Source organism: Streptomyces sp. NBC_01210 (genome assembly GCF_036010325.1).
Taxonomy (GTDB): Bacteria; Actinomycetota; Actinomycetes; order Streptomycetales; family Streptomycetaceae; genus Streptomyces.
Genome location: NZ_CP108549.1, coordinates 855,526 through 875,498, shown reverse-complemented (window position 1 = coordinate 875,498; position 19,973 = coordinate 855,526). Strand labels below are relative to the sequence as shown.

Sequence of the window (19,973 nt, the reverse complement as noted above, 5' to 3'; positions counted from 1 at the left end):
CGCGACGACCGGGACGGTCGCCTTCCACCGCCCCACGGCGGTGGACACCTCACTCCGGCGGCACGCCCGCTACGCCCGTGAGAGCCGCAGCGTCAGGATCTGGAAGGGGCGCAGCCGCAGCGACACCGCGTCCTTCCCGACCGTCACGGACTCGCCCGGCACCGGACGCTCGAGGAGGTCGGTGACCTTGGCGCCGGCCAGCGGGAAGCCGGTGCGCAGCGTTGCCTTCGCCCGGCCGCCGAGGGACTCGTAGAGCCGAACCACCACATCGCCGGACCGGTCGTCGGCCAGTTTCACCGCCTCGATCGTCATGGCCGGGTTGTCACTGCTCACCAGCGGCTCGACATCGCGAGCCGCGCCTGCCACGCGCAGCGGCAGATTGAGGGCGTACCCCTCCATGATCGCGTCCTCCACCGTCGCACCGGGCAGCAGGGCGTAGGTGAAGCGGTGGATGCCCTGGTCGGCCCCGGGGTCCGGGACGCGGGGGGCGCGGACCAGGCTGAGACGGACCGTGGTCGTGGTACCGCCGTCCTCGCGAGTGGTACGGGCGACGTCGTGCCCGTACGTCGAGTCGTTGATCACCGCCACGCCGTAGCCCGGCTCGGCGACATGGACCCAGCGGTGGCCATACACCTCGAAACGGGCCGCCTCCCAGCTGGTGTTGGTGTGCGTGGGGCGGTGGACATGCCCGAACTGGATCTCCGCGGTGGAGCGGTCGGCGCGCACGTCGATCGGGAACGCCGCCTTGAGGATCTTCTCGGCCTCGTGCCAGTCGATCTCCGTCTCCAGGTCGATACGGCGGCTGCCGGCCCGGACCGTGATGGTCTGGACGATCCTCGAACCCTTGCCGAAGGCGCGCTCGACACGGACGGCGCCGAGCAACGGGCCCGATTCGGTGACGGTGACCGACTTGGCACCGAGCAGGTCGGTGAAGCGGTTCCGGTAGTGCTTGTCGATGTCCCAGGCGTCCCAGTAGTTGGGCAGGTCGCTGTGGAGCCGGAGAAGGTTGCCGGCGGCGGCGAGGACCTCGCGGTCGGCGGCCAGGTCGCGTACGGAGGCGAGGGTGCCGTCCTCGGCCAACTCCACGCGGACCAGGCCGTTGTCCAGTACGCGGCCGGTGGCGCTGACGGGCGCCGGCGTCGGTACCACCGCCGGGATCGGTGCGCTGCCGGAGGCCGGGACCGCGGCATACACGGCGAGCGAGCCGTCGGACAGCTGCTGACCTGCTGCCGCAGTGCCGGCGGGGACCTTCACCACCTCCGCGCGGTCACGGGGACTGGTGTTGAAGACCCTTGGGGCTCCGTCGCCGAGTGCGGAGACCGCCTCCGCGGTGATCTCCTCGAGCTCCGCCGCCACTCGCGTGTACTCCGCCTCCGCCTCCTGATGGACCCAGGCGATCGACGAACCCGGCAGGATGTCGTGGAACTGGTGCAGCAGCACCGTCTTCCAGAGACGGTCGAGCCTTTCGTACGGGTAGGAGTGGCCCGGCGCGTGCAGCGCGGCCGTGGCGGACCACAACTCGGCCTCACGCAGACGGTGTTCGCTGCGCCGGTTGCCCTGCTTCGTGCGGGCCTGGGAGGTGTACGTGGCGCGGTGCAGCTCCAGGTACAGCTCGCCGGAGCGTCCGGGTACTCGGCCTGCGCCGCGGCGAAGAAGGCGTCCGGGTGCTCGACCTTGACCTTGGCCGAACCCTCCAGGTCGGCCAGCCGCCGCGCCCGCTCCATCATTTCGCGGGTGGGGCCGCCACCGCCGTCACCGTGGCCGAACGGAGCCAGCGAGCGCGTGCCGCGCCCCTTGTCCTGGTAGTTGCGGACCGCGTGCGCCATCTCCTGCCCGGAGAACTCCACGTTGTACGTGTCCACCGGCGGGAAGTGCGTGAAGACCCGCGTCCCGTCGATGCCCTCCCACCAGAACGTGTGATGGGGCAGCTTGTTGGTCTGGTTCCAGGAGAGCTTCTGAGTGAGGAACCACTCGTTGCCCGCCAGCTTGGCCAGCTGCGGATAGCAGGCGTTGTAGCCGAAGGAGTCCGGCAGCCACACGCCCTTGGTCTCGATGCCGAACTCGTCGAGGAAGAAGCGCTTGCCGTGGACGAGTTGGCGTGCGAGCGCCTCCCCGCCGGGCAGGTTGCCGTCCGCCTCCACCCACATGCCGCCGACCGGTGCCCACTGGCCGTTCCGCACGGCCTCCTGGATACGGGCCCAGACCTGCGGATGGTTGTCGCGCACCCACGCGTACTGCTGCGCCTGCGAGCAGGCGAAGATGAACTCCGGGTACTCCTGCGCCAGCGCCGTCACATTGGAGAAGGTCCGCGAGGTCTTGCGCTTCGTCTCGCGGATCGGCCAGAGCCACGCGCTGTCGATATGGGCATGGCCGACGGCCGACATGGTGTGCGCGCTGGCGTGCGCGGGACGCTCCAGGACCGGCCTGAGCAGCTTCCGTACATCTGCCGCCGTACCGGAGATGTCGTCCAGTGCCAGGGCGTCGAGCGCATGGTCGAGGGCGTGCATGATCTCGTGTCGGCGCGGGTCGTGCTCGCCGAGCTCCAGCATCAGTTCGCGCAGCACCTGCAGGTCGAGGGAGAGGTGCCACACGTCCTCGTCGAGTACGGCGAGATCGGCGCGGGCGAAGTTGTAGAGCGGCTTGCGGCCCGCCGTGGCCTTGTCGCCGAGCGGGGTCGGACCGCGGAAGTCGTTGGCCAGGATGTCCGGGTTGGAGGCGGCCTCGATGAGGTAGTCGATCCGCTCTCCGCCGACTGCGGGGTTGGCGACCGGGACGTACTGGTTCTGCGGGTTGACGGCCTTGAGCGGGCTGCCGTCCGGCGTGTGCACGAGCGCCTCGGCCTGATTGCCTGGCCAGTCGCCGACGAAGCCGAGATCGAAGACGGCCTCGACGCGCCGGCCCGCCCACTGGGCGGGGACCTCGCCCCGCGCTTTGAACCAGGTAGTGCCCCAGGGCGGGCCCCATGGCGTCCCCATCGCGAACGGCTTGTACGTCTGGGACTCGGCCTCGGCGAAGGGCACCGGCTCGTCGGGAACCTCCCATGCCTCGACCTCGAGGGGGAGCGATACGGCGTGGACGGCGGGCTGGATGCGCTGCTGCAGGATGCGCTCGACGCGCTCCTCGATGCGGCGGCGTTCGTCGTGCATGTGCGGACTCCTACCTCAGATACGCGAGAGCGGGGTGGGCGCTGGTGTAGCCGTCGACGAGTCGGCCGGCGACGGTCACGGAGTCGACGAGGGGGTGCAGGGCGAAGGCCTTGACGGCGGTGGTGCGTGAGCCGCTGTCGGCCGCGGCGAGGATCTCGCGCTCGACGGCCTTGACGGCGGTCACCAGTCCGGTGGCGTGGAGGGGCAGAGGAGCCACGGAGACGGGATGGGCGCCGTTCGCATCCACGAAGCACGGGACCTCGATGACCGCGTCCGTATCGAGCACGGAGAGCGTGGTGCGGTTGCGGACGTTGAGGATCAGGGTGGTGCGCTGGTTGTGTGCGATGGCTCGCATCAGGGCGAGGGCGACCTTCTCGTACCCGCCGGACTCCAGGTCACAGGCGTCGCGCTCGCCGGCTCCGGCCGCCTCGCGGTTGTGTGCCATGTACGTCGCTTCGCGCTCTGCGCGGGTGCGGTCCCAGGTCGCCAGCGCTGGGGCGTCCGGCTGCTTCATCTCCTCGTAGAACCGGGCCTGTTGGTCGTGCAGGAAGGCGCCGCGGGTCTGTTTCGCCTCCTGGTAGGCGCGGACCGCCTCGCGGTTGAAGTAGTAGTAGTGCAGGTATTCGTTGGGGATCGCGCCGAGCGACTGGAGCCAGTCGGCGCCGAAGAGTTTGCCCTCCTCGAACGAGCCGAGCAGTGCGGGATCGGCAAGCAACCGGGGGAGTGCGTCCCGGCCTTCGATGTGGAGCCCGCGGAGCCAGCCGAGGTGGTTGAGGCCGATGTAGTCGATCCAGGCGGTGTCGGGATCGGCCCCCAGCGCCCGGGCGACGCGTCGGCCGAGGCCCACCGGCGAGTCGCAGATGCCGATGACCCGGTCGCCGAGGTGGCGGGACATGGCTTCGGTGACCAGGCCGGCCGGATTGGTGAAGTTGATGACCCAGGCGTCGGGGGCGAGCCGGGCGATACGACGGGCGATGTCCACCGCCACCGGGACGGTACGCAGGCCGTAGGCGATGCCGCCCGCGCCGACCGTCTCCTGGCCCAGTACACCCTCGGCGAGCGCGATGCGCTCATCGGCCGCACGGCCTTCCAGGCCGCCGACCCGGATCGCGGAGAACACGAAGTCGGCGCCGCGCAGTGCCTCGTCGAGGTCGGTGGTGACGGTGACCTCCGGCGCGTCCGGCACACCCGCCGCCTGGTCGGTCAGCACCCGCGCGATCGCGGCCAGCCGGCCGGCGTCCACGTCGTGCAGCGTGACCTCGGTGATCCGGCCATCGGCGTGATCGCCGAGCAGCGCGCCGTACACCAACGGCAGCCTGAATCCGCCGCCGCCGAGGATCGTGAGCCTCATACCTCAACCACCTTCACTCCGGCCTCGTCGAACGCCGAACTGGTCGCCGGGTCCGCCGGGGCGTTGGTCACCACCGTGTCGAGGGATTCGGGGCCGCAGACCCTGGCCATGCCGGTGCCGGGGAACTTGCCCGCGTCGGCGAGCAGCACCACTGTGTCGGCGGCCGCGATCATCGCCCGCTTGACCGGGACCTCGACCACCGTGGTGTCCATGACCTGGCCGCTCGGACGGATGCCGCTCGTGCCGAGGAACAGCCAGTCCGCGTGCAGCTGGCGCAGATTGTCCTCGGTGAGGAAGCCGACCAGGGAGCGGTACTCCCGCCGGAGCATCCCGCCGAGCAGGATCAGCTCGATCCCGGTGTCGTCCGCCAGCTCCTCGTACACCACCAGATTGCTGGTGATCACGGTCAGTCTGCGGCCGTGCAGCTGCCGGGCGAGGCGGTAGGCGGTGGTGCCGATGTCGAGGAGCACGGACTGCCCGTCCTCGACCATGGCGGCCGCCTGGACCGCTATGGCGTCCTTCTCCGGGACCCGGATCTCGGCGACCTCCGCGAAAGGCTGATCGCCTTCCTCGACCGCGGCTCCCCCGTGGACCCGCGTGAGCAGGCCCTCTTCCTCCAGTTTGACCAGGTCGCGCCGGATGGTCGCGGGGCTGACGCCGAGCCGTTCGGACAGGTCGGTCACGGCAGCGGGGCCGCCTGATCGCAGAGCCCGCAGGATGAGTTGATGTCGTCGCTCAGCCAGCACACCGTGAACGCTACTCGTCAATCTCAATCATTTCTATGCGCCTTCGCGCTCAAGAATTGCCAATTCTGAGCGCCGGGCGCACGATCCTGTCCACGCCTTGCAGGTCTTTGACGAGAGGACGCCCGTGGACGAGGAGACCGGAGCCGATGTCCTGCTGACCGGGCTGCTCTTCTACGACCTTGTGCTCACCGGCCTCGGCAAGCCGCCGACACCGGGCGAGAAGATCTGGACCCGCGGGATGGGCTGCGGTCCCGGCGGAATCGCCAACCTCGCCGTGGCGGCGGCCCGGTACGGTCTGGACACCTCACTGGCCACGGTTTTCGGCGACGACCACTACGGCACGCACTGCCGGGAGATCCTCACCGGGCAGGAGGGCATCGACCTGTCCCTCTCCCGGACGGCAGCGGGCTGGAACACCCCGGTCACGGTCTCCCTCGCCCATGACCACGACCGCGCGCTGATCACCCGCGGCCAGGCACCCGTACACACCCAGGACGAGTTGCTCCACGATCCGCCGCCCGCCCGTACCGCGCTGGTACACATCGGTGCCGAGCATCAGGAGTGGCTGGGCAAAGCCGCGGCCGCCGGCACCCTGATTTTCGCCGACGTCGGCTGGGACCCCACCGAGCAGTGGTCCGGCGAGGTGCTCGACCAGCTCTCGCTGTGCCATGCCTTCCTGCCCAACGACGCCGAGGCGATGGGCTACACCGGCACCGGTAGTCCGGCCGCCGCACTTGCCAGGCTCGCCGAACTGACACCCGTCGCCGTGATCACACGTGGTCGCGCGGGCGCCGTCGCCGTCGACCAGACGACCGGCGAGCACGCAGAGGTCTCGGCCCACGACATGGCCGCTCTTGATATCGATGCCGTGGACGCGACCGGCGCCGGAGACGTCTTCGGTGCGAGCTTCGTCGCCGCCACGCTCGGCGGCTGGCCGCTCGCCGACCGGCTGCGCTTCTCCTGCCTCGCCGCCGGCCTCTCCGCACAGCGGCACACCGGCGCGCTCGCCGCGCCGGGCTGGTACGGCATCGACCAGTGGTGGCGTACGACGGGCTCGAACGACCCCGGACTGTCCCGCACCTACGGCTTCCTGACCGACCGTATCCCCGCCGACCCCGGCCCTGCCCCGCACCACCCACCCGTCACCCCCCCCGGTGAACTCCCCTCGCCGAACTCCTCCCGCTCAACTCCCTTCGCCGACCACCCATCCGAAAACACCGAAAGGCGGTGTGAGCAGTGCACCTCTCCCGAAGAGGGCTGCTGCGCGCAGGCCTGGCCACATCGGCCGTCGCGGCACTCGGCTCCACTGCGGCAGGCTCCAGGCGTCCCAGCTGATACCGCCCCAGCCCGGCCACGAGTACGACACCTCGTTTTTCAAGCACGAGTTCTTCTTCGAGAAGCTGCAGGACGCGGCCTGACCTTGCCGGGTACTGTCACCGTCCGGTCGCTACGGCTGCGGCCAGCCCGCGCCGGCTGAAAACCGGTGGGCCAGGCCCGGGTAGTCGACGACCAGCCCTTCCGCGTCGAACTCCACATCGCTGCGGAAGTCGCCAGACGCGAACCGGACGAGCGCACCCCGTTCGGTTCGCACGAGGTGGGTGTAGGTCTGCTGTGACGCGTGCACCGTCAGGTCCGGCACCGAGACCCAGGCCATCAGGAAATCCTGTCGGCCGGGCGCCAGGTGGAGTCCGTGCCGGAGTACCGGCATGGTGTTGGTGAGCGGGCTCAGGCTCAGGTCGCAGTCGAGCGCGCCGTCGACGTCGGGGGCGTGCTTCCCGTTGGCGGTCCACCGGCCGTCATCGTCGTGCCGCAGACGGAGTTCGTGTGAACCGGTGGCGGTCGCGGCGTGCACCCGCAGCTCACGGGTGACGTAGTCGTCCCCTGTTTCGAGGTCGTACGAGATCCAGTACGGATCCGGCCTGGTCCCTACCGCGCGTCCATGGGCCCGTAGGGTCGTGCCGCGGAGTTCGATCCAGGAGGTCTCGTACCCCCGGCTCTCCGTGACTTCCCAGGTGAGGACGTGAGAAGCGACCATGTCCTCACCCTAACCAGCCGGCGGCGGACTCGCCGGAACCGTGACCACGACGGGCCGGTCCCTCGGTTTTCCCGGCCTGCTGGTCATCCGGGTCCGCGTACGGACCGCCCCGGGCACCGGAGTGGCGCTGGTGTCCAGGGCGGTCCTTCCGGGCTGCGCAGGCGTCGGCCTGCGCGTCGCGCTCAGGTCAGCGCATCAGAAAATGCTCACTCCGTAGGCGCTCAGCGGCTCGGTGACCGGCTGGAAGAACGTGGTGCCGCCGGAGGAGCAGTCGCCGCTGCCGCCCGAGGTCAGGCCGAGAGCGGTGCTGCCGGAGAACAGCGGGCCGCCGCTGTCGCCGGGCTCTGCGCAGACATTGGTCTGGATCAGCCCGTAGACGATGTCTCCACCGCCGTAGTTGACGGTCGCGTTGAGAGCGGTGACCGTGCCGCTGTGCAGGCCGGAGGTGCTGCCGCTGCGCTGTACGGACTGACCGACGGAGGCATTGCCGGCAGCCGTGATGTCACGGTAAGTGCCGTTGTAGAGATAGACCCTGCCGTCGGCGGCCGACGCACTGGAGTGCCGGATGATGCCGTAGTCGTTGGTCGGGAAGCTGGAACCGGCGGTGGAACCCAGCACGGTGGTGTTGGCGGAGTTGGTGTACCAGGTGCTGCCGATATTGGTGCAGTGGCCCGCGGTGAGGGCATAGTACGTGCTTCCGCTGCGGACATTGAAGCCGAGCGAGCAGCGTCCGCCGCCGGTGTAGATGGCCTGGCCGCCCGCGATCAGCTTGTTGAACCTGCCGGTGGTGCGCTCGATCTCAAGGGCCCCGGCACGTGTGCCCGCAGCTTCCTTGATCTTGGCTATCTCGGCGGCGGAGACGGTGCTGTCCGCCGTGACGACGAGCCTGCCCGTGGCCTTGTCCGTGTACCAGGCGGTGCCGGGTACGTCCGCCTGGAGCACGGCGTCGCTCGCCTGGGCGAGCTGGGCGGTGGTGGCCCGTGCGCTGTCGGCCGATTCGGCAACGGCGGTCGGGGCGGCAAGCGCGGAGACGGTGAGCAGACTGGATGCGACGGCGATCAGCCGCGCACGTCTCGCGACGCCGCGGAGGGGGGAGAAGCGCTTGATGTTCACTACATCCTCCGGTGGGGGAATCCAGGGCCCGCTGGGTGGGCGGGCCCGTCAACACGCCGGGCCGGGGCCATGACCACTGAGTCACCGTCATGGCCCTGACAACCTGCGCCGGTTGGAATCCTCGGCTCCGGATGGGCTTGGGGCAAGATCGCCTTTCGGCCGCTCTACGCGCGTCCAACGGCCGCAAATGCGGTACGGATGGGCGTGGTTCGAGTGTGATCCAAAGCGGTGCGTCCGTCAGGGTCGTACGGGTGGGCCTGCGGGTGCGCTTTGGGTGACGGAGTGAAGGGCGGGCACCGTTTGCTGAAGTGCAGTCAGCTGACTTCCGGGTCAGGAGTGACGGAGTGCCGCGCCAGGGGCTTGTGGTGCCCGTACCGGAATGCGCCCCGCCGTTTTTCGCTGCTCAGATAGGGAGTGAGCCGAAGGGCGCGTCAAGCGGTGCGCTGCGCCACCCCAGTGCGTCCCCGTGCGCTCCGCTCCACCCGGCGCCGCATTTGCAGCAGTGGCTCCCGCACACATGACTCACGCGACGCCGGACCGTCCGGTGGACGGCTTCCGCGTGTGCGATCCCGCTCCGTGACGGCGAAACGCTCCGGTCGATCGCTGCCTTGCCGTCGGCACCGGCCGACGGCGGCTCGTGCCGCGCTTCGATATGCGCGGATCGCCACCGTTCGCCCGACGAGCCGCCGTGTCCGGTTCTCGTCGGGAGGGTGCGTGCCGGATCGTGCTGCGCGTACGTGCTGCCTGTACGTGCTGCGCGTACTGGCCTGAGCGCGCGGTGCCGGACCCCTCACCACGTGCGGGCCTCTCGCAGCAGACGGTCGCGGACCAGAGCAAGGTGCGGGTTGTCCGGGATGCCGGGGCGCTGGACCAGATAGCCGGTGTTGATCGGCGGGTCGTCGGGCGTCAGCAGCGACACCAGCGTGCCGGTGGCGAGCTCGCCCTCGCAGAGATAGCGGGGGAGCACGGTGATCCCGGCCCCGGCGGCGACCGCCGAGAGCACACCGCGCAGATCAGGGACCGTCACGGCGGCCTGCCCGGTCAGGCGGGTGCCGAAAACATGGCGCCAGTAGCGGCGGGCTATCGGCAGGTCCTCGGCGTATGTCACGAGAGGGACGCCGCGCAGGGCGGCAGAGCCCTCCGTCGCGACCCTGTCCGGGCCGATCCGCACCGCCCACTGCGGTGAGGCGACCAGGACGAACTCCTCGTCCATCAGCGGTACGGCGGTGAGGGAGCGGCCGCGCGGGCGGATGGTGGAGAGCACCAGGTCGTAATGGCCGACGCGCAGGCCGTCGAGCAGTTCGTCGGTGAGACCGGTGCCGACCCGAAGCCGTACACCCTGCTCCACCAAGGGCGCCAGAGCGGGCAGCGCGCGTACGCAGAGGAGCTCGGCGGGGCCGGCCAGATGGACCGGACCGGCGGAGGTCTCCTCTCCGATGCGACCGCGGTCGGCGACGGCGGCGAGGGCGTCCAGCGGGGCGGCGATCTGGGCTGCGAGGTCGTCGGCGACCGGGGTGGGGGCAACTCCACGCGGCAGCCGCTCGAAGAGTTCACGGCCCAGCTGCCCCTCCAGGGAGCGGATCTGGGTGGTGACGGTCGGCTGGGACAGACCGAGCAGACGAGCGGCCGCGGTGAACGAGCCGGCCCGGTGTACGGCGAGGAAGGTCCGCAGCAGTGTCAGATCGAGCGGACCCTCGGAGGCATGCTCCCGTATTCCCGACAATCCATTGGATTCCCTATGGCTCATGGCGGAAAGCCTATTGGATCCCAATGATCGGGGGGTCTACGTTCGAGGACATCAGCGAGATGACGCGCTGCGTGGAGAAGGCAGGCGTCAGCGGATGGAGAGATGCGAGATGGCGAAGATCCTGTTTGTGATCACCGGCGTGGACTACTGGACGCTGGCCGACGGCACCCGGCACCCGACCGGCTTCTGGGCGGAGGAGGCCGTGGCCCCGTACAAGCTCTTCACCGGGGCGGGTCACGAGGTCGTCGTCGCCACGCCGGGCGGCGTCGTACCCACCGTGGACAAGGCGAGCCTCGCGCCCGAGGTGAACGGCGGCCAGGAGAACGCCGACGCGATCGTCGCCGACCTCGCGTCGATCACCGCTCTGCGGCAGCCGCTCAAACTGGAGGACGTCGACCTGGCCGACTACGCCGTGGTCTTCTACCCCGGCGGCCACGGCCCGATGGAGGACCTGGCAGTCAACGCCGACTCCGGCGAGCTCCTCACCGCCGCCCTGGACTCCGGCAAGCCCCTCGGTGTGGTCTGCCACGCCCCGGCCGCGTTGCTCGCCGCGAAGCGCGAGGACGGCAGCTCACCGTTCGCCGGCTACCGGCTGACCGGTTTCACCAACGCGGAGGAGACCCAGGCGGGCCTCGCGGACAAGGCGAAGTGGCTGCTGCAGGACCGCCTGGTCCAGATCGGCGTGGACTTCCAGGAGGGCGAGCCGTGGGCCCCGAACCTGGCCGTGGACCGCAACCTGTTCACCGGCCAGAACCCGGCCTCCGCCGCCCCGCTCGCCGCCGAGATCCTCAAGACGCTGGGCTGACCGCACCATCGGCGCGTCAGCGCCGGCCGTCCACCCGTACGTCCGCACCAAGGACCACTCCTTCCGTCGGCTCGCCGAGCGCCCCCACGCCCGGGCGCTCGAGCGGGTCCGGGCGGGCCGCGAGCGCGGACGTCCCTCCGCGGACAGCCGGCTCTTCGGTGAGGTCTGTCACGCCGTCGACCGTGCGCGCGGCGTTGGCCGCCGCAGAGTCGACGGATCTTTGACACAAACCGTTACGTACGCCCGGTGCGACTTGCGTTCGAGGGTGGCCCGCGTGGTGGGATGAGGCGATGCGACCCCCCACACGCATAGCAGCGCATTCACGAAATCCGTACGAGGAACTCGCTCAACTGTCAGATCCGGAAACTGACTTCAGCGTCTACGACCCGCTCGACCCTCTCGAACTCGGGCTCACCCCGGACCCGGACGACGACGACTGGACGCCGCCCAACCATCGTGGCAAGAGCCGGCTCTCGGCTCTGCCCGCGGTGGTGAAGCTGGCCGCCGCCGTCCTCATATGCACCGTTTGTCTGCTGCTCGCCGACCGTCTCGCCGAGGTGTACGCCCAGAGCAAGGCGGCGGACAAGCTCCAGAAGTCGCTCGGGCTTGCCACCAGGCCGGACGTCGACATCCACGGCTTCCCGTTCCTCACCCAGCTTCTCGACAAGCGGATCGACCAGGTCGACGTCACCGTCCCCGACGTCTCCGCCGATCGGGTCTCACTGGCCGAAGTGCGGGCCACCGCCAAGGACGTACGCATCGTCGGCGACGCGCCGACCTCGATCAAGGGCGCCGTCATCGGCAGACTGGACGGTGAGGTGCTGCTCTCCTTCGACGACCTCAACCGCGAACTGGGTGCCTCGCAGCTCCGCTTCACCGGCAGTGGCGCCGACGGAGTGCGCGTGAACGGTGAACTCGCTGTCGCCGGGCAGGATCTGCGGGTACAGGCATACGCCCGCATCCAGCGCGACAATGAACGGGCTCTCACCACCACTCTCGACGGCATGCAGCTCGACATTCCCGCTGTGGCCACCTACCGGCCGGGCAAGGACCCGGTCCACTCCGGCCTACGGCTGCACCGTGAGGCGGCCGAGCGGATCAGCCGCGAAGGAGCCCGCGTGAAGGCGCTGCTGACAGTGCCCGCGGTGGTCGACCGGCTCGGAGTGTCCAAGAAGCAGATCCGCCAGGCGCTGCGGAGCGAGGAGGAGCTCCACCGCCTCACCAACGCGCCGAAGTTCATCGAGCGTCTGATGAAGGTCAATCTCGTCGATGTCGTCCTCGACCATCCGCAGCTGCTGCGGAAGGCGGGCATCGACCCCGGACTGGTCGAGGCGCTGCTCGCCCTCAAGCCCCCGGAGCTCTCGGAGCGGCTCTCCCTCTCGTTCGAACTGCCGGACTCGCTGAAGGAGTTGCGGCTGCAGAACATCACCGTGGAGCGCGATGGCATCAAGGCCCGCGTGAGGGGATCCGGTCTGCGCCTCGGGCAGGGTGCGTCCAGCGGTTCATAACACGTCCCCGTACGGCCTTCGGCCGTGTCCTCAATCGCCGGACGGGCTGAATTTCAGCCCCTCCGGCGTTTGAGGAGCGGGGTCTGGGGCGGAGCCCCGGTTCTGGAAGGCGTCGAGGATACGCTCCGCCGCGAGTGTCGCCGTCAACTCCCCGTCCCGTACCTGCTGTTCGAGGCCCGGAGCGAGCGTGCGCACCTCGGGATGGTTGCGCAACCGGTCCCGCAGTTCGTCGTGGACCATTGTCCAGGCCCAGTCGATCTGCTGGTCGCGGCGCTTGGCCGTGAGCCGGCCGGTCGAGTCCAGCAGCGCCCGGTGCTGCTCCAGCCGCTCCCAGACGGTGTCGAGACCGCTGCCCTCCCGGGCACTGCAGGAAAGGACCGGGGGAGTCCATGCCGCGTCGGCGGAGTGCATCAGCCGCAGTGCACCGGCGAGTTCACGCGCTGCGGAGCGGGCATCGCGTTCGTGCGGGCCGTCCGCCTTGTTGACCGCGATCACGTCGGCCAGCTCCAGCACACCCTTCTTGATGCCCTGGAGCTGATCTCCGGTACGGGCGAGAGAGAGCAGCAGGAAGGAGTCCACCATGTTGGCCACAGCGGTCTCCGACTGGCCGACGCCGACGGTCTCCACGAGCACCGCGTCGTAGCCCGCGGCCTCCATGACGATCATGGTTTCGCGCGTCGCCTTGGCCACGCCGCCCAGCGTGCCCGAGCTGGGGGAGGGGCGTACGAACGCCGCCGGATCCACGGCGAGCCGCTCCATCCGGGTCTTGTCGCCCAGGATGGAGCCGCCGGTACGGGTCGACGACGGGTCGACGGCAAGTACCGCGACCCGGTGGCCGAGGCCTGTGAGCATCGTGCCGAGCGCGTCGATGAAGGTGGACTTGCCGACACCGGGAACGCCGCTGATCCCCACCCGCCGTGCCGTCCCCGAGAACGGCAGCAGCTCGGTCAGCAGCTGCTGGGCGAGAGCACGGTGATCGGCACGGGTGGACTCGACGAGAGTGATGGCGCGGGCGATGTACGCCCGCGACCCGTCACGTACGCCCTTGACATAGGTGTCGATGTCGATCGAGGGAGGCATCCGGGGCACAGTCTCACAACTCGTGGCCGAGCGAGGCGGCCAGCGTCTTCACCAGGTCCCTGGCAGCGTCCGGGATCACCGTGCCGGGCGGGAAGACGGCGGCCGCTCCGGCCTCGTGGAGCGTCTGGACGTCCTGGGGCGGAATCACCCCGCCCACGACGATCATGATGTCTTCCCGTCCCTCGGCGGCCAGTTGCTCCCGCAGGGCGGGTACCAGCGTGAGATGCCCGGCTGCCAGCGAGGAGACACCGACGATGTGCACATCCGCCTCGACCGCCTGACGGGCCACCTCTTCGGGCGTCTGGAACAGCGGGCCGACATCCACGTCGAAGCCGAGGTCGGCGAAGGCGGTGGCGATCACCTTCTGGCCGCGGTCGTGACCGTCCTGACCCATCTTGGCGACCAGGATGCGCGGCCGGCGTCCCTCCGCCTCCTCGAACTCCTCGACCAGCGTGCGGGTGGCGTCCACTGCCGGGGAGGTGCCGGCTTCGTTTCGGTACACACCGGAGATCGTACGGATCTGGCCCGAATGCCGTCCGTACACCTTCTCCAGAGCGTCGGAGATCTCGCCGACGGTCGCCATGGCCCGCGCTGCGTTCACCGCCAGCGCGAGCAGATTGCCCTCCAGACCGCCGCCCTGGCTCGCGCCCGCCTCCGCGGAGGCGGTCAGCGCACGCAGCGCGTCCTGGCAGGCAGCCTCGTCGCGCTCGGCGCGCAGCCGCCGGAGCTTCTCGATCTGCTGTGTGCGCACCGAGGAGTTGTCGACCTTGAGCACGTCGATCTGCTCGTCGGTCTCGACCCGGTACTTGTTCACGCCGATGACGGGCTGCCGTCCGGAGTCGATGCGTGCCTGCGTACGGGCCGCGGCCTCCTCGACGCGCAGCTTGGGGATGCCGGCGTCGATGGCCTGCGCCATGCCGCCGGCCGCCTCGACCTCCTCGATGTGCTGCCAGGCGCGGCGGGCGAGGTCGTACGTCAGCTTCTCGATGTAGGCGCTGCCGCCCCAGGGGTCGATGACCCTGGACGTCCCGGACTCCTGCTGCAGCAGCAACTGGGTGTTGCGGGCGATACGCGCGGAGAAGTCGGTGGGCAGGGCCAGCGCCTCGTCCAGGGCGTTGGTGTGCAGCGACTGCGTGTGTCCCTGGGTGGCGGCCATGGCCTCCACGCAGGTACGGGTGACGTTGTTGAAGACGTCCTGGGCCGTCAGCGACCAGCCCGAGGTCTGGCAATGGGTGCGCAACGACAGCGACTTGGCGTTCTGCGGCTCGAACTTCTTCACCAGCTTGGCCCACAGCAGCCGCGCGGCCCGAAGCTTCGCGATCTCCATGAAGAAGTTCATGCCGATCGCCCAGAAGAACGACAGCCGCGGCGCGAAGGCATCCACGTCGAGTCCCGCGCCGATGCCCGCCCGCAGATACTCCATACCGTCGGCGAGGGTGTACGCCAGCTCCAGGTCGGCCGTGGCTCCGGCCTCCTGGATGTGATAGCCGGAGATGGAGATGGAGTTGTAGCGCGGCATCTTCTGCGAGGTGTAGGCGAAGATGTCCGAGATGATCCGCATCGAGGGCCGGGGCGGATAGATATAGGTGTTGCGGACCATGAACTCTTTGAGGATGTCGTTCTGGATGGTCCCGGCCAGCTTCTCGGGCGGTACGCCCTGCTCCTCGGCGGCCACGATGTACAGCGCGAGAACGGGCAGCACGGCGCCGTTCATCGTCATCGACACGCTCATCCGGTCCAGCGGAATGCCGTCGAAGAGCTGGCGCATGTCGTAGATCGAGTCGATGGCCACACCGGCCATGCCGACGTCGCCCGTCACCCGCGGGTGGTCACTGTCGTAGCCGCGGTGGGTCGGCAGGTCGAAGGCGACCGACAGACCCTTCTGTCCGGCGGCGAGGTTGCGCCGGTAGAAGGCGTTGGACTCCTCGGCGGTGGAGAATCCGGCGTACTGACGGATCGTCCACGGCTGGTTGACGTACATCGTCGGGTACGGGCCGCGCAGATACGGAGCGATACCGGGGTACGTGCCGAGGAAGTCGAGACCGGCCAGGTCTTCCCCGGTGTACAGCGGCTTGACCGGAATACCCTCGGGGGTGTCCCACACCAGGTCGGCATCGCCCTTGCCGGTGTTCTCCTTGACGGCCGTACGCCACTGGTCCTCGGTGGCCCCGCGCGCTTCGCCGGGCCCGAGCTCGATTCCTGAGAAGTCCGGGATCCCCATCACGCCACTCCGATTTGGTCGAGGACGGAGGTGAGGACGGCGACCGCGTCGCCGCCCGCGACGACGAACTCGTCGACCCCGGCCCGTTCATACATCTCACGCTGCTCACCCGGACGGCCCGCGAGATACACCCGCAGCGCACCGGCTGACTTGAGCGCTTCGGCCACCGGCCCGGCCTGCTCGGCGTAGAGGGCATCGCTGGAGCAGATGCACGCCACCGCGGCGCCACTGCGGACGAACGCCTCGGCGGCCGAGGCCGCGTCGACGGACACCGGATCGTGGACCGCTTCGATACCGCCTGCCTGGAAGAGGTTGGCGGCGAACGACGCGCGCGCCGTGTGCGCGGCGGCCGGGCCCAGCGCCGCCAGGAAGACCCGCGGCCGGGCGCCGGTGGCGGCGAGGTGCGCGTCCGAGCGGGCGCGCAGCGCTTCGTACGCCTCGTCGCGGCGCACCTTCGGCAGACCGCCGGCCGGCGCGGCCGGTGCGGCGTCGCGCTCCACCGGCGCCTGGGCGAGCAGCGGGAACTCGCTCACACCGGTGACCGGTTCGCGCCGCCTGGCCAGGTTCTTTTTACGGCTCTCCCAGGTGGCGCCGAGCCGCTCGGAGACCAGACCGCTGCGCAGCGCGGCCTCCTGGCCGCCGGCACGCTCGATCTCCTGGAACCAGGCCCAGGCCGCCTGCGCGAGTTCGTCGGTGAGCTGCTCCACGTACCAGGAGCCGCCCGCCGGGTCGATGACCCGGCCCACATGCGACTCCTCGAGCAGAATCGTCGAGGTGTTGCGGGCGATCCTGCGGGCGAAGCCGTCCGGCAGTCCGAGTGCGTGGTCGAAGGGCAGTACGGTCACGGCGTCGGCGCCGCCCACGCCCGCGGCGAGCGAGGCGACCGTGGTGCGCAGCATGTTCACCCACGGGTCGCGCCGGGTCATCATCACCGAAGAGGTCACCGCGTGCTGGCGCTGTGCCCCGGCGGCGGGATCGGCCCCGCAGGCCTCGGCGACGCGGGCCCACACCCGGCGGGCAGCGCGCAGTTTCGCGATCGTCAGGAACTGGTCGGCGGTGGCCGCGTACCGGAACTCCAGCTGGCCGCAGGCCGCTTCCACGGACAGTCCGGCAGCGGTGAGGTCGCGCAGCAGCGTGACGCCGGTGGCCAGCGAACAGCCCAGCTCCTGCGCGGCCGAGGCGCCGGCCTCGTGGTACGGCAGTGCGTCGACGGTCAGCGCCCGCAGTCCGGGGTACGCGCCATGGCAGAGCCGGCCGAGTTCGGTCGCGGCCACCGTGAGTGGGGCGATGTCCTCGTACTGCCCGGTGCGCGCGGCATGCCCCAGCGGGTCCGCGCCGAGGTTGCCGAGCGCCGCCTCGGGGGCAACTCCCCGCTCCTCGTACAACCGCAGCAACTCCCGTGCGGCAGCGTCGAATTCGGCACCGGCATCGAGTACGACGGGAGCCAGGTCGAGATAGACGCCGTCCAGAGCCGCGCCGAGCCCGGAGACCGGCACTCCGGCCGGGCCGACGGCCAGCCACACCGAGCCGACCCCGTTCTCCAGGTCCGCGAGCACGGCTTCGTTCGTACGTACTGGATCGGGCCGGTCATGGCGCTGGCGTACGTCCCAGCCGGAGACCGCGCCCCCCTCCGGCCTGCCGCCCCGGGTGAAGGGCGCGAAGCCCGGATATCCGGCACTGTCGGCGCCGTTGCGTGCGGTGTACAGCGGACGGGTGGTGAGCCCGTCCTCGAGTGCCGTGGACAGCACGTCCTCGGCCGCCGTGTCCGGGATGTCCTTGCCAGCCTTGCGCAGCACGCCGGCCACCAGGCCCTGCCACTGCTCGTGGGTTGCATCCGGGAATTCGGCGGCCAGCGAAAACCCGTCGTCGGGGAGGACCGTCATGCTCAGATGTTAGGTCAAGCCCGCAAAGGTGCAGCAGGGGAAAAGGCTGTGACCTTGCACTCTCCGGCCCGCTCTTGATCCGTTGCGTGCGATGCCCTATCCAGGTCTCCACCCGTGCCGGGCGGTGTCACACCGCTCCAAACCGAGGCCCAAGGCAGCGCCGTACCGCTTCGGCCGGTTCGCCAATCGATTCAGGTTCGCGCACATCCGTCCGGACGTATGCGGTCACGCCCTCCGGAGCGGCCGACCGGGGGACCCGGCCCAGTCGTACACCCGGGCCGGATGCTGCTTGCTGCTGGAGCCCGGGCTCGTGCCCCTGCGGGGCCGGCTCAGTGGGTGGGGCGACGCGTCGCGGGGAAGGCGTGGCCGCGTGCCGCGGCGACCGTGGCCAGGGCCAGGGGGCCGCCGGGCTGCTACGGGGCGAGGTGGAACGGATTCAGCAGCGCATCGACTGTCTGGCCCGTAACCGCGACGCCGTCCTCGCCCACCTGGCCGCAGTACAGCCGGCCTCCGCGTCCGGGCCCGACAGGGACCCGAGCGGGACCGACCGGCCGGGTGCAGCGGACCGAAGCCCGCCCTACGGTGGGACTCACAGTCTCCGCGCGGACGACGGGAGCCCTTGATGGCCGGTGAGATCTCCTTCTTCGAACTGGGTGTGGGCGATTCCGAACAGGCCCGGACCTTTTACAGCGGCCTGTTCGGCTGGACCTTCGATCCGGGCACGACCGACGGCGGCGGGTATGCGATCCGTACGCCCAATGTCCCCGGCGGAGTGCACGGCGGCGACTCCGGCGCCCGCCCGTATCTGTTCTTCAGGGTCGACGGCATGAAGGCCGCGCTGGAACGCGTCCGCGAACTGGGCGGCACGGTCGACGACTTCGACGGGGGAAGCGACGAGGAGACGGTCGCCCGGTTCGGCCGATTCAAGCTGTGCCACGACGACCAGGGCTCGCCCTTCGGACTGCACGAGCCGCCGGCCGGTGCCTAGATCTCGTACGGACGGCCAAAGGTGAGCAGGAGACGGTGAAGCCGGTCCGGTGGTGCTTGTGCCGCCGCCAGGCGGCGGGCAATGCGGGATCGTCCATGACGGTGCCCCCGCACGTGCCGGGCGGTTGACGCCATGTGCTGGAGTGCAACTGCCGACCTCGTGGTGGGCACCGGCATCGCCGCGATCGGGGTGGCCTGCGTCGCACAGGTGCACCGGGTCCGCGATCTGCCGCTCGCCGCGCTGCCGTTGCTCCTCGGCGCCCACCAGATCATCGAGTCCCTCGTCTGGCGCTCCGGCGGGGGTACGGGCCCGGCGACCGTCACCTGGGCCGTCATCGCGCTGCCTCTGCTGCCGGTATGGGTGCCGCTCGGTGTGCTGCTCGCCGCGCCGCCGCGCGCCCGTCGCACGCTGGTGATCCCGGTTGTCGTCGGGCTCGCCACCGCCGCCGTCCTCGCGTACCGTCTCGCCACCCGGCACGTGAGCGCGGACATCCGCGGGCACACCCTCGGCTACGTCCTGGACCTGCCGCACTCGCCACTGATCATCACGGGATATCTCCTGGCCACCGTCGGTTCCCTGCTGCTCGCCGGTGATCCGGTGCTGCGCCTGCTCGGTCTGCTGGCCGCGGCCGGGGCGGTGGCCTGCGCCGTGCTGTGGCGGCTGGAGTTCGTCTCCACTTGGTGCGCGCTCGCAGCGGTGGCCTCTGTCGTCGTACTCCGCTGGGCACGGCGGCGTCCAGCCGGCCAGGAACCCGGCTGACTACGACAACACCGCGCCCCGGTGAGCCGGCGAGTGCGCCGTCAGGACCAGATCCGCCTCGGCCGTCAGTCCGCCCCCGTCGTACGCGACCGGACAGGCGCACGGCGCATGACCGGTCGCCGAGCCGGCCGGCACATAGCTGCCCTCCGCCGGCGCCGTCAGCGTGTAGTGACCGTCCTGGTCCGCCGCGGTCAGTCCCGCCTGCTTGCCCCGCCGGTCGATGAGCGTCACGTTCGCCCCCGGTACGGGAGCGCCTTCGGCGTCCCGCACCCCGCCCCGGAACCCGGCGGGCCCGGCGGACCCGGCAGTTCCGGACCCGGCGGGCCCGGCCGACTCGGCCACGGATGCCGGCTCCCGGCTGCTCTCGTCCTCGCTGCTCGCCCGCAGCCGCGGCCGCATCGCGTCCTTCTGCGAGGGCAGGAACGCGGCCAGTACGAGACCGATGACCACTCTGCGGCATGCGTGCGGCCTCCGGGAGGGACGTGTGGGAGCGCGTCGGAATCGGGTCCGGCGGACAGCGGCGGCCGCCAATTTGCATGCACCTTCAATGAATTCTCACGCCGGGCTTATTCCGGCGCGGCTGATTGACCA

General features: G+C 70.2%; 15 protein-coding genes and 2 pseudogenes. 6 read left to right on the top strand and 11 right to left on the bottom strand.

Annotated elements, in window-relative coordinates:
* Window positions 1-69: 69 nt before the first annotated feature.
* The 3 genes and pseudogenes from OG735_RS03870 to OG735_RS03860 form a co-directional block, all read right to left on the bottom strand.
* Window positions 70-3,146: pseudogene (locus OG735_RS03870) on the bottom strand (alpha-mannosidase).
* 10 nt (window positions 3,147-3,156) lie between these two features.
* The gene (locus OG735_RS03865) at window positions 3,157-4,497 is read right to left on the bottom strand and encodes a 6-phospho-beta-glucosidase (RefSeq protein WP_327321710.1); all 1,341 of its coding nucleotides are present in this window, start codon (window positions 4,495-4,497) and stop codon (window positions 3,157-3,159) included.
* The gene (locus OG735_RS03860; RefSeq protein WP_327321709.1) at window positions 4,494-5,243 is read right to left on the bottom strand and encodes a DeoR/GlpR family DNA-binding transcription regulator; all 750 of its coding nucleotides are present in this window, start codon (window positions 5,241-5,243) and stop codon (window positions 4,494-4,496) included. Before OG735_RS03860 ends, OG735_RS03865 begins: the two co-directional genes overlap by 4 nt.
* A 124-nt stretch (window positions 5,244-5,367) precedes the next feature.
* Between OG735_RS03860 and OG735_RS03855 the strand changes: the two are divergent.
* Both OG735_RS03855 and OG735_RS41820 read left to right on the top strand, forming a co-directional pair.
* A pseudogene (locus tag OG735_RS03855) lies at window positions 5,368-6,396 on the top strand (PfkB family carbohydrate kinase); the annotation flags it as partial.
* 1 nt (window position 6,397) lies between these two features.
* Window positions 6,398-6,661, top strand: coding sequence for a hypothetical protein (locus tag OG735_RS41820; protein WP_442812583.1), 264 nt, complete (start codon window positions 6,398-6,400; stop codon window positions 6,659-6,661).
* 29 nt (window positions 6,662-6,690) lie between these two features.
* On the opposite strand, the gene OG735_RS03850 is transcribed toward OG735_RS41820, so the two are convergent.
* The 3 genes from OG735_RS03850 to OG735_RS03840 form a co-directional block, all read right to left on the bottom strand.
* Window positions 6,691-7,278: a putative glycolipid-binding domain-containing protein gene (locus OG735_RS03850; RefSeq protein ID WP_327321708.1), complete on the bottom strand. Its 588-nt coding sequence runs from the start codon at window positions 7,276-7,278 to the stop codon at window positions 6,691-6,693.
* A 195-nt stretch (window positions 7,279-7,473) separates the two neighbouring features.
* Window positions 7,474-8,391: a S1 family peptidase gene (locus OG735_RS03845; RefSeq protein WP_327321707.1), complete on the bottom strand. Its 918-nt coding sequence runs from the start codon at window positions 8,389-8,391 to the stop codon at window positions 7,474-7,476.
* 790 nt (window positions 8,392-9,181) lie between these two features.
* Entirely contained in the window at window positions 9,182-10,138 is a 957-nt protein-coding gene (locus OG735_RS03840; RefSeq protein WP_327321706.1) for a LysR family transcriptional regulator, read from the bottom strand.
* Window positions 10,139-10,247: 109 nt separating this feature from the next.
* On the opposite strand from OG735_RS03840, the gene OG735_RS03835 reads away from it, so the two are divergent.
* Complete coding sequence (locus OG735_RS03835) at window positions 10,248-10,943, top strand: type 1 glutamine amidotransferase domain-containing protein (protein ID WP_327321705.1); 696 nt, start codon at window positions 10,248-10,250, stop codon at window positions 10,941-10,943.
* Window positions 10,944-10,959: 16 nt separating this feature from the next.
* On the opposite strand, the gene OG735_RS03830 is transcribed toward OG735_RS03835, so the two are convergent.
* On the bottom strand, window positions 10,960-11,115 hold the full coding sequence (locus OG735_RS03830; RefSeq protein WP_327321704.1) for a hypothetical protein: 156 nt from the start codon (window positions 11,113-11,115) through the stop codon (window positions 10,960-10,962).
* Between the two features lie 118 nt (window positions 11,116-11,233).
* Between OG735_RS03830 and OG735_RS03825 the strand changes: the two genes are divergently transcribed.
* Window positions 11,234-12,451, top strand: coding sequence for an LmeA family phospholipid-binding protein (locus OG735_RS03825; protein ID WP_327321703.1), 1,218 nt, complete (start codon window positions 11,234-11,236; stop codon window positions 12,449-12,451).
* Window positions 12,452-12,481: 30 nt separating this feature from the next.
* On the opposite strand, the gene meaB is transcribed toward OG735_RS03825, so the two are convergent.
* Genes meaB through OG735_RS03810 form a run of 3 tightly spaced genes read right to left on the bottom strand, consistent with a single transcriptional unit; the run spans window position 12,482 to window position 17,635 of the window.
* A complete protein-coding gene (gene meaB, locus OG735_RS03820) occupies window positions 12,482-13,531 on the bottom strand; it encodes a methylmalonyl Co-A mutase-associated GTPase MeaB (protein WP_327321702.1) in 1,050 nt (349 codons plus the stop codon).
* A 13-nt stretch (window positions 13,532-13,544) separates the two neighbouring features.
* Window positions 13,545-15,752, bottom strand: coding sequence for a methylmalonyl-CoA mutase (gene scpA / locus OG735_RS03815; RefSeq protein WP_327321701.1), 2,208 nt, complete (start codon window positions 15,750-15,752; stop codon window positions 13,545-13,547).
* Window positions 15,752-17,635: a methylmalonyl-CoA mutase family protein gene (locus OG735_RS03810; RefSeq protein WP_327321700.1), complete on the bottom strand. Its 1,884-nt coding sequence runs from the start codon at window positions 17,633-17,635 to the stop codon at window positions 15,752-15,754. The genes scpA and OG735_RS03810 overlap by 1 nt, the downstream gene beginning before the upstream one ends.
* A 622-nt stretch (window positions 17,636-18,257) precedes the next feature.
* Between OG735_RS03810 and OG735_RS03805 the strand changes: the two genes are divergently transcribed.
* Together OG735_RS03805 and OG735_RS03800 are read left to right on the top strand one after the other, a co-directional pair.
* Complete coding sequence (locus OG735_RS03805) at window positions 18,258-18,623, top strand: VOC family protein (RefSeq protein ID WP_327321699.1); 366 nt, start codon at window positions 18,258-18,260, stop codon at window positions 18,621-18,623.
* Window positions 18,624-18,755: 132 nt separating this feature from the next.
* Window positions 18,756-19,382 carry a DUF6629 family protein gene (locus tag OG735_RS03800; RefSeq protein WP_327321698.1) on the top strand — a complete coding sequence of 209 codons (627 nt, stop codon included), beginning with the start codon at window positions 18,756-18,758 and terminating at the stop codon, window positions 19,380-19,382.
* On the opposite strand, the gene OG735_RS03795 is transcribed toward OG735_RS03800, so the two are convergent.
* Window positions 19,383-19,832 carry a carboxypeptidase-like regulatory domain-containing protein gene (locus tag OG735_RS03795; protein ID WP_327321697.1) on the bottom strand — a complete coding sequence of 150 codons (450 nt, stop codon included), beginning with the start codon at window positions 19,830-19,832 and terminating at the stop codon, window positions 19,383-19,385.
* Window positions 19,833-19,973 lie beyond the last annotated feature (141 nt).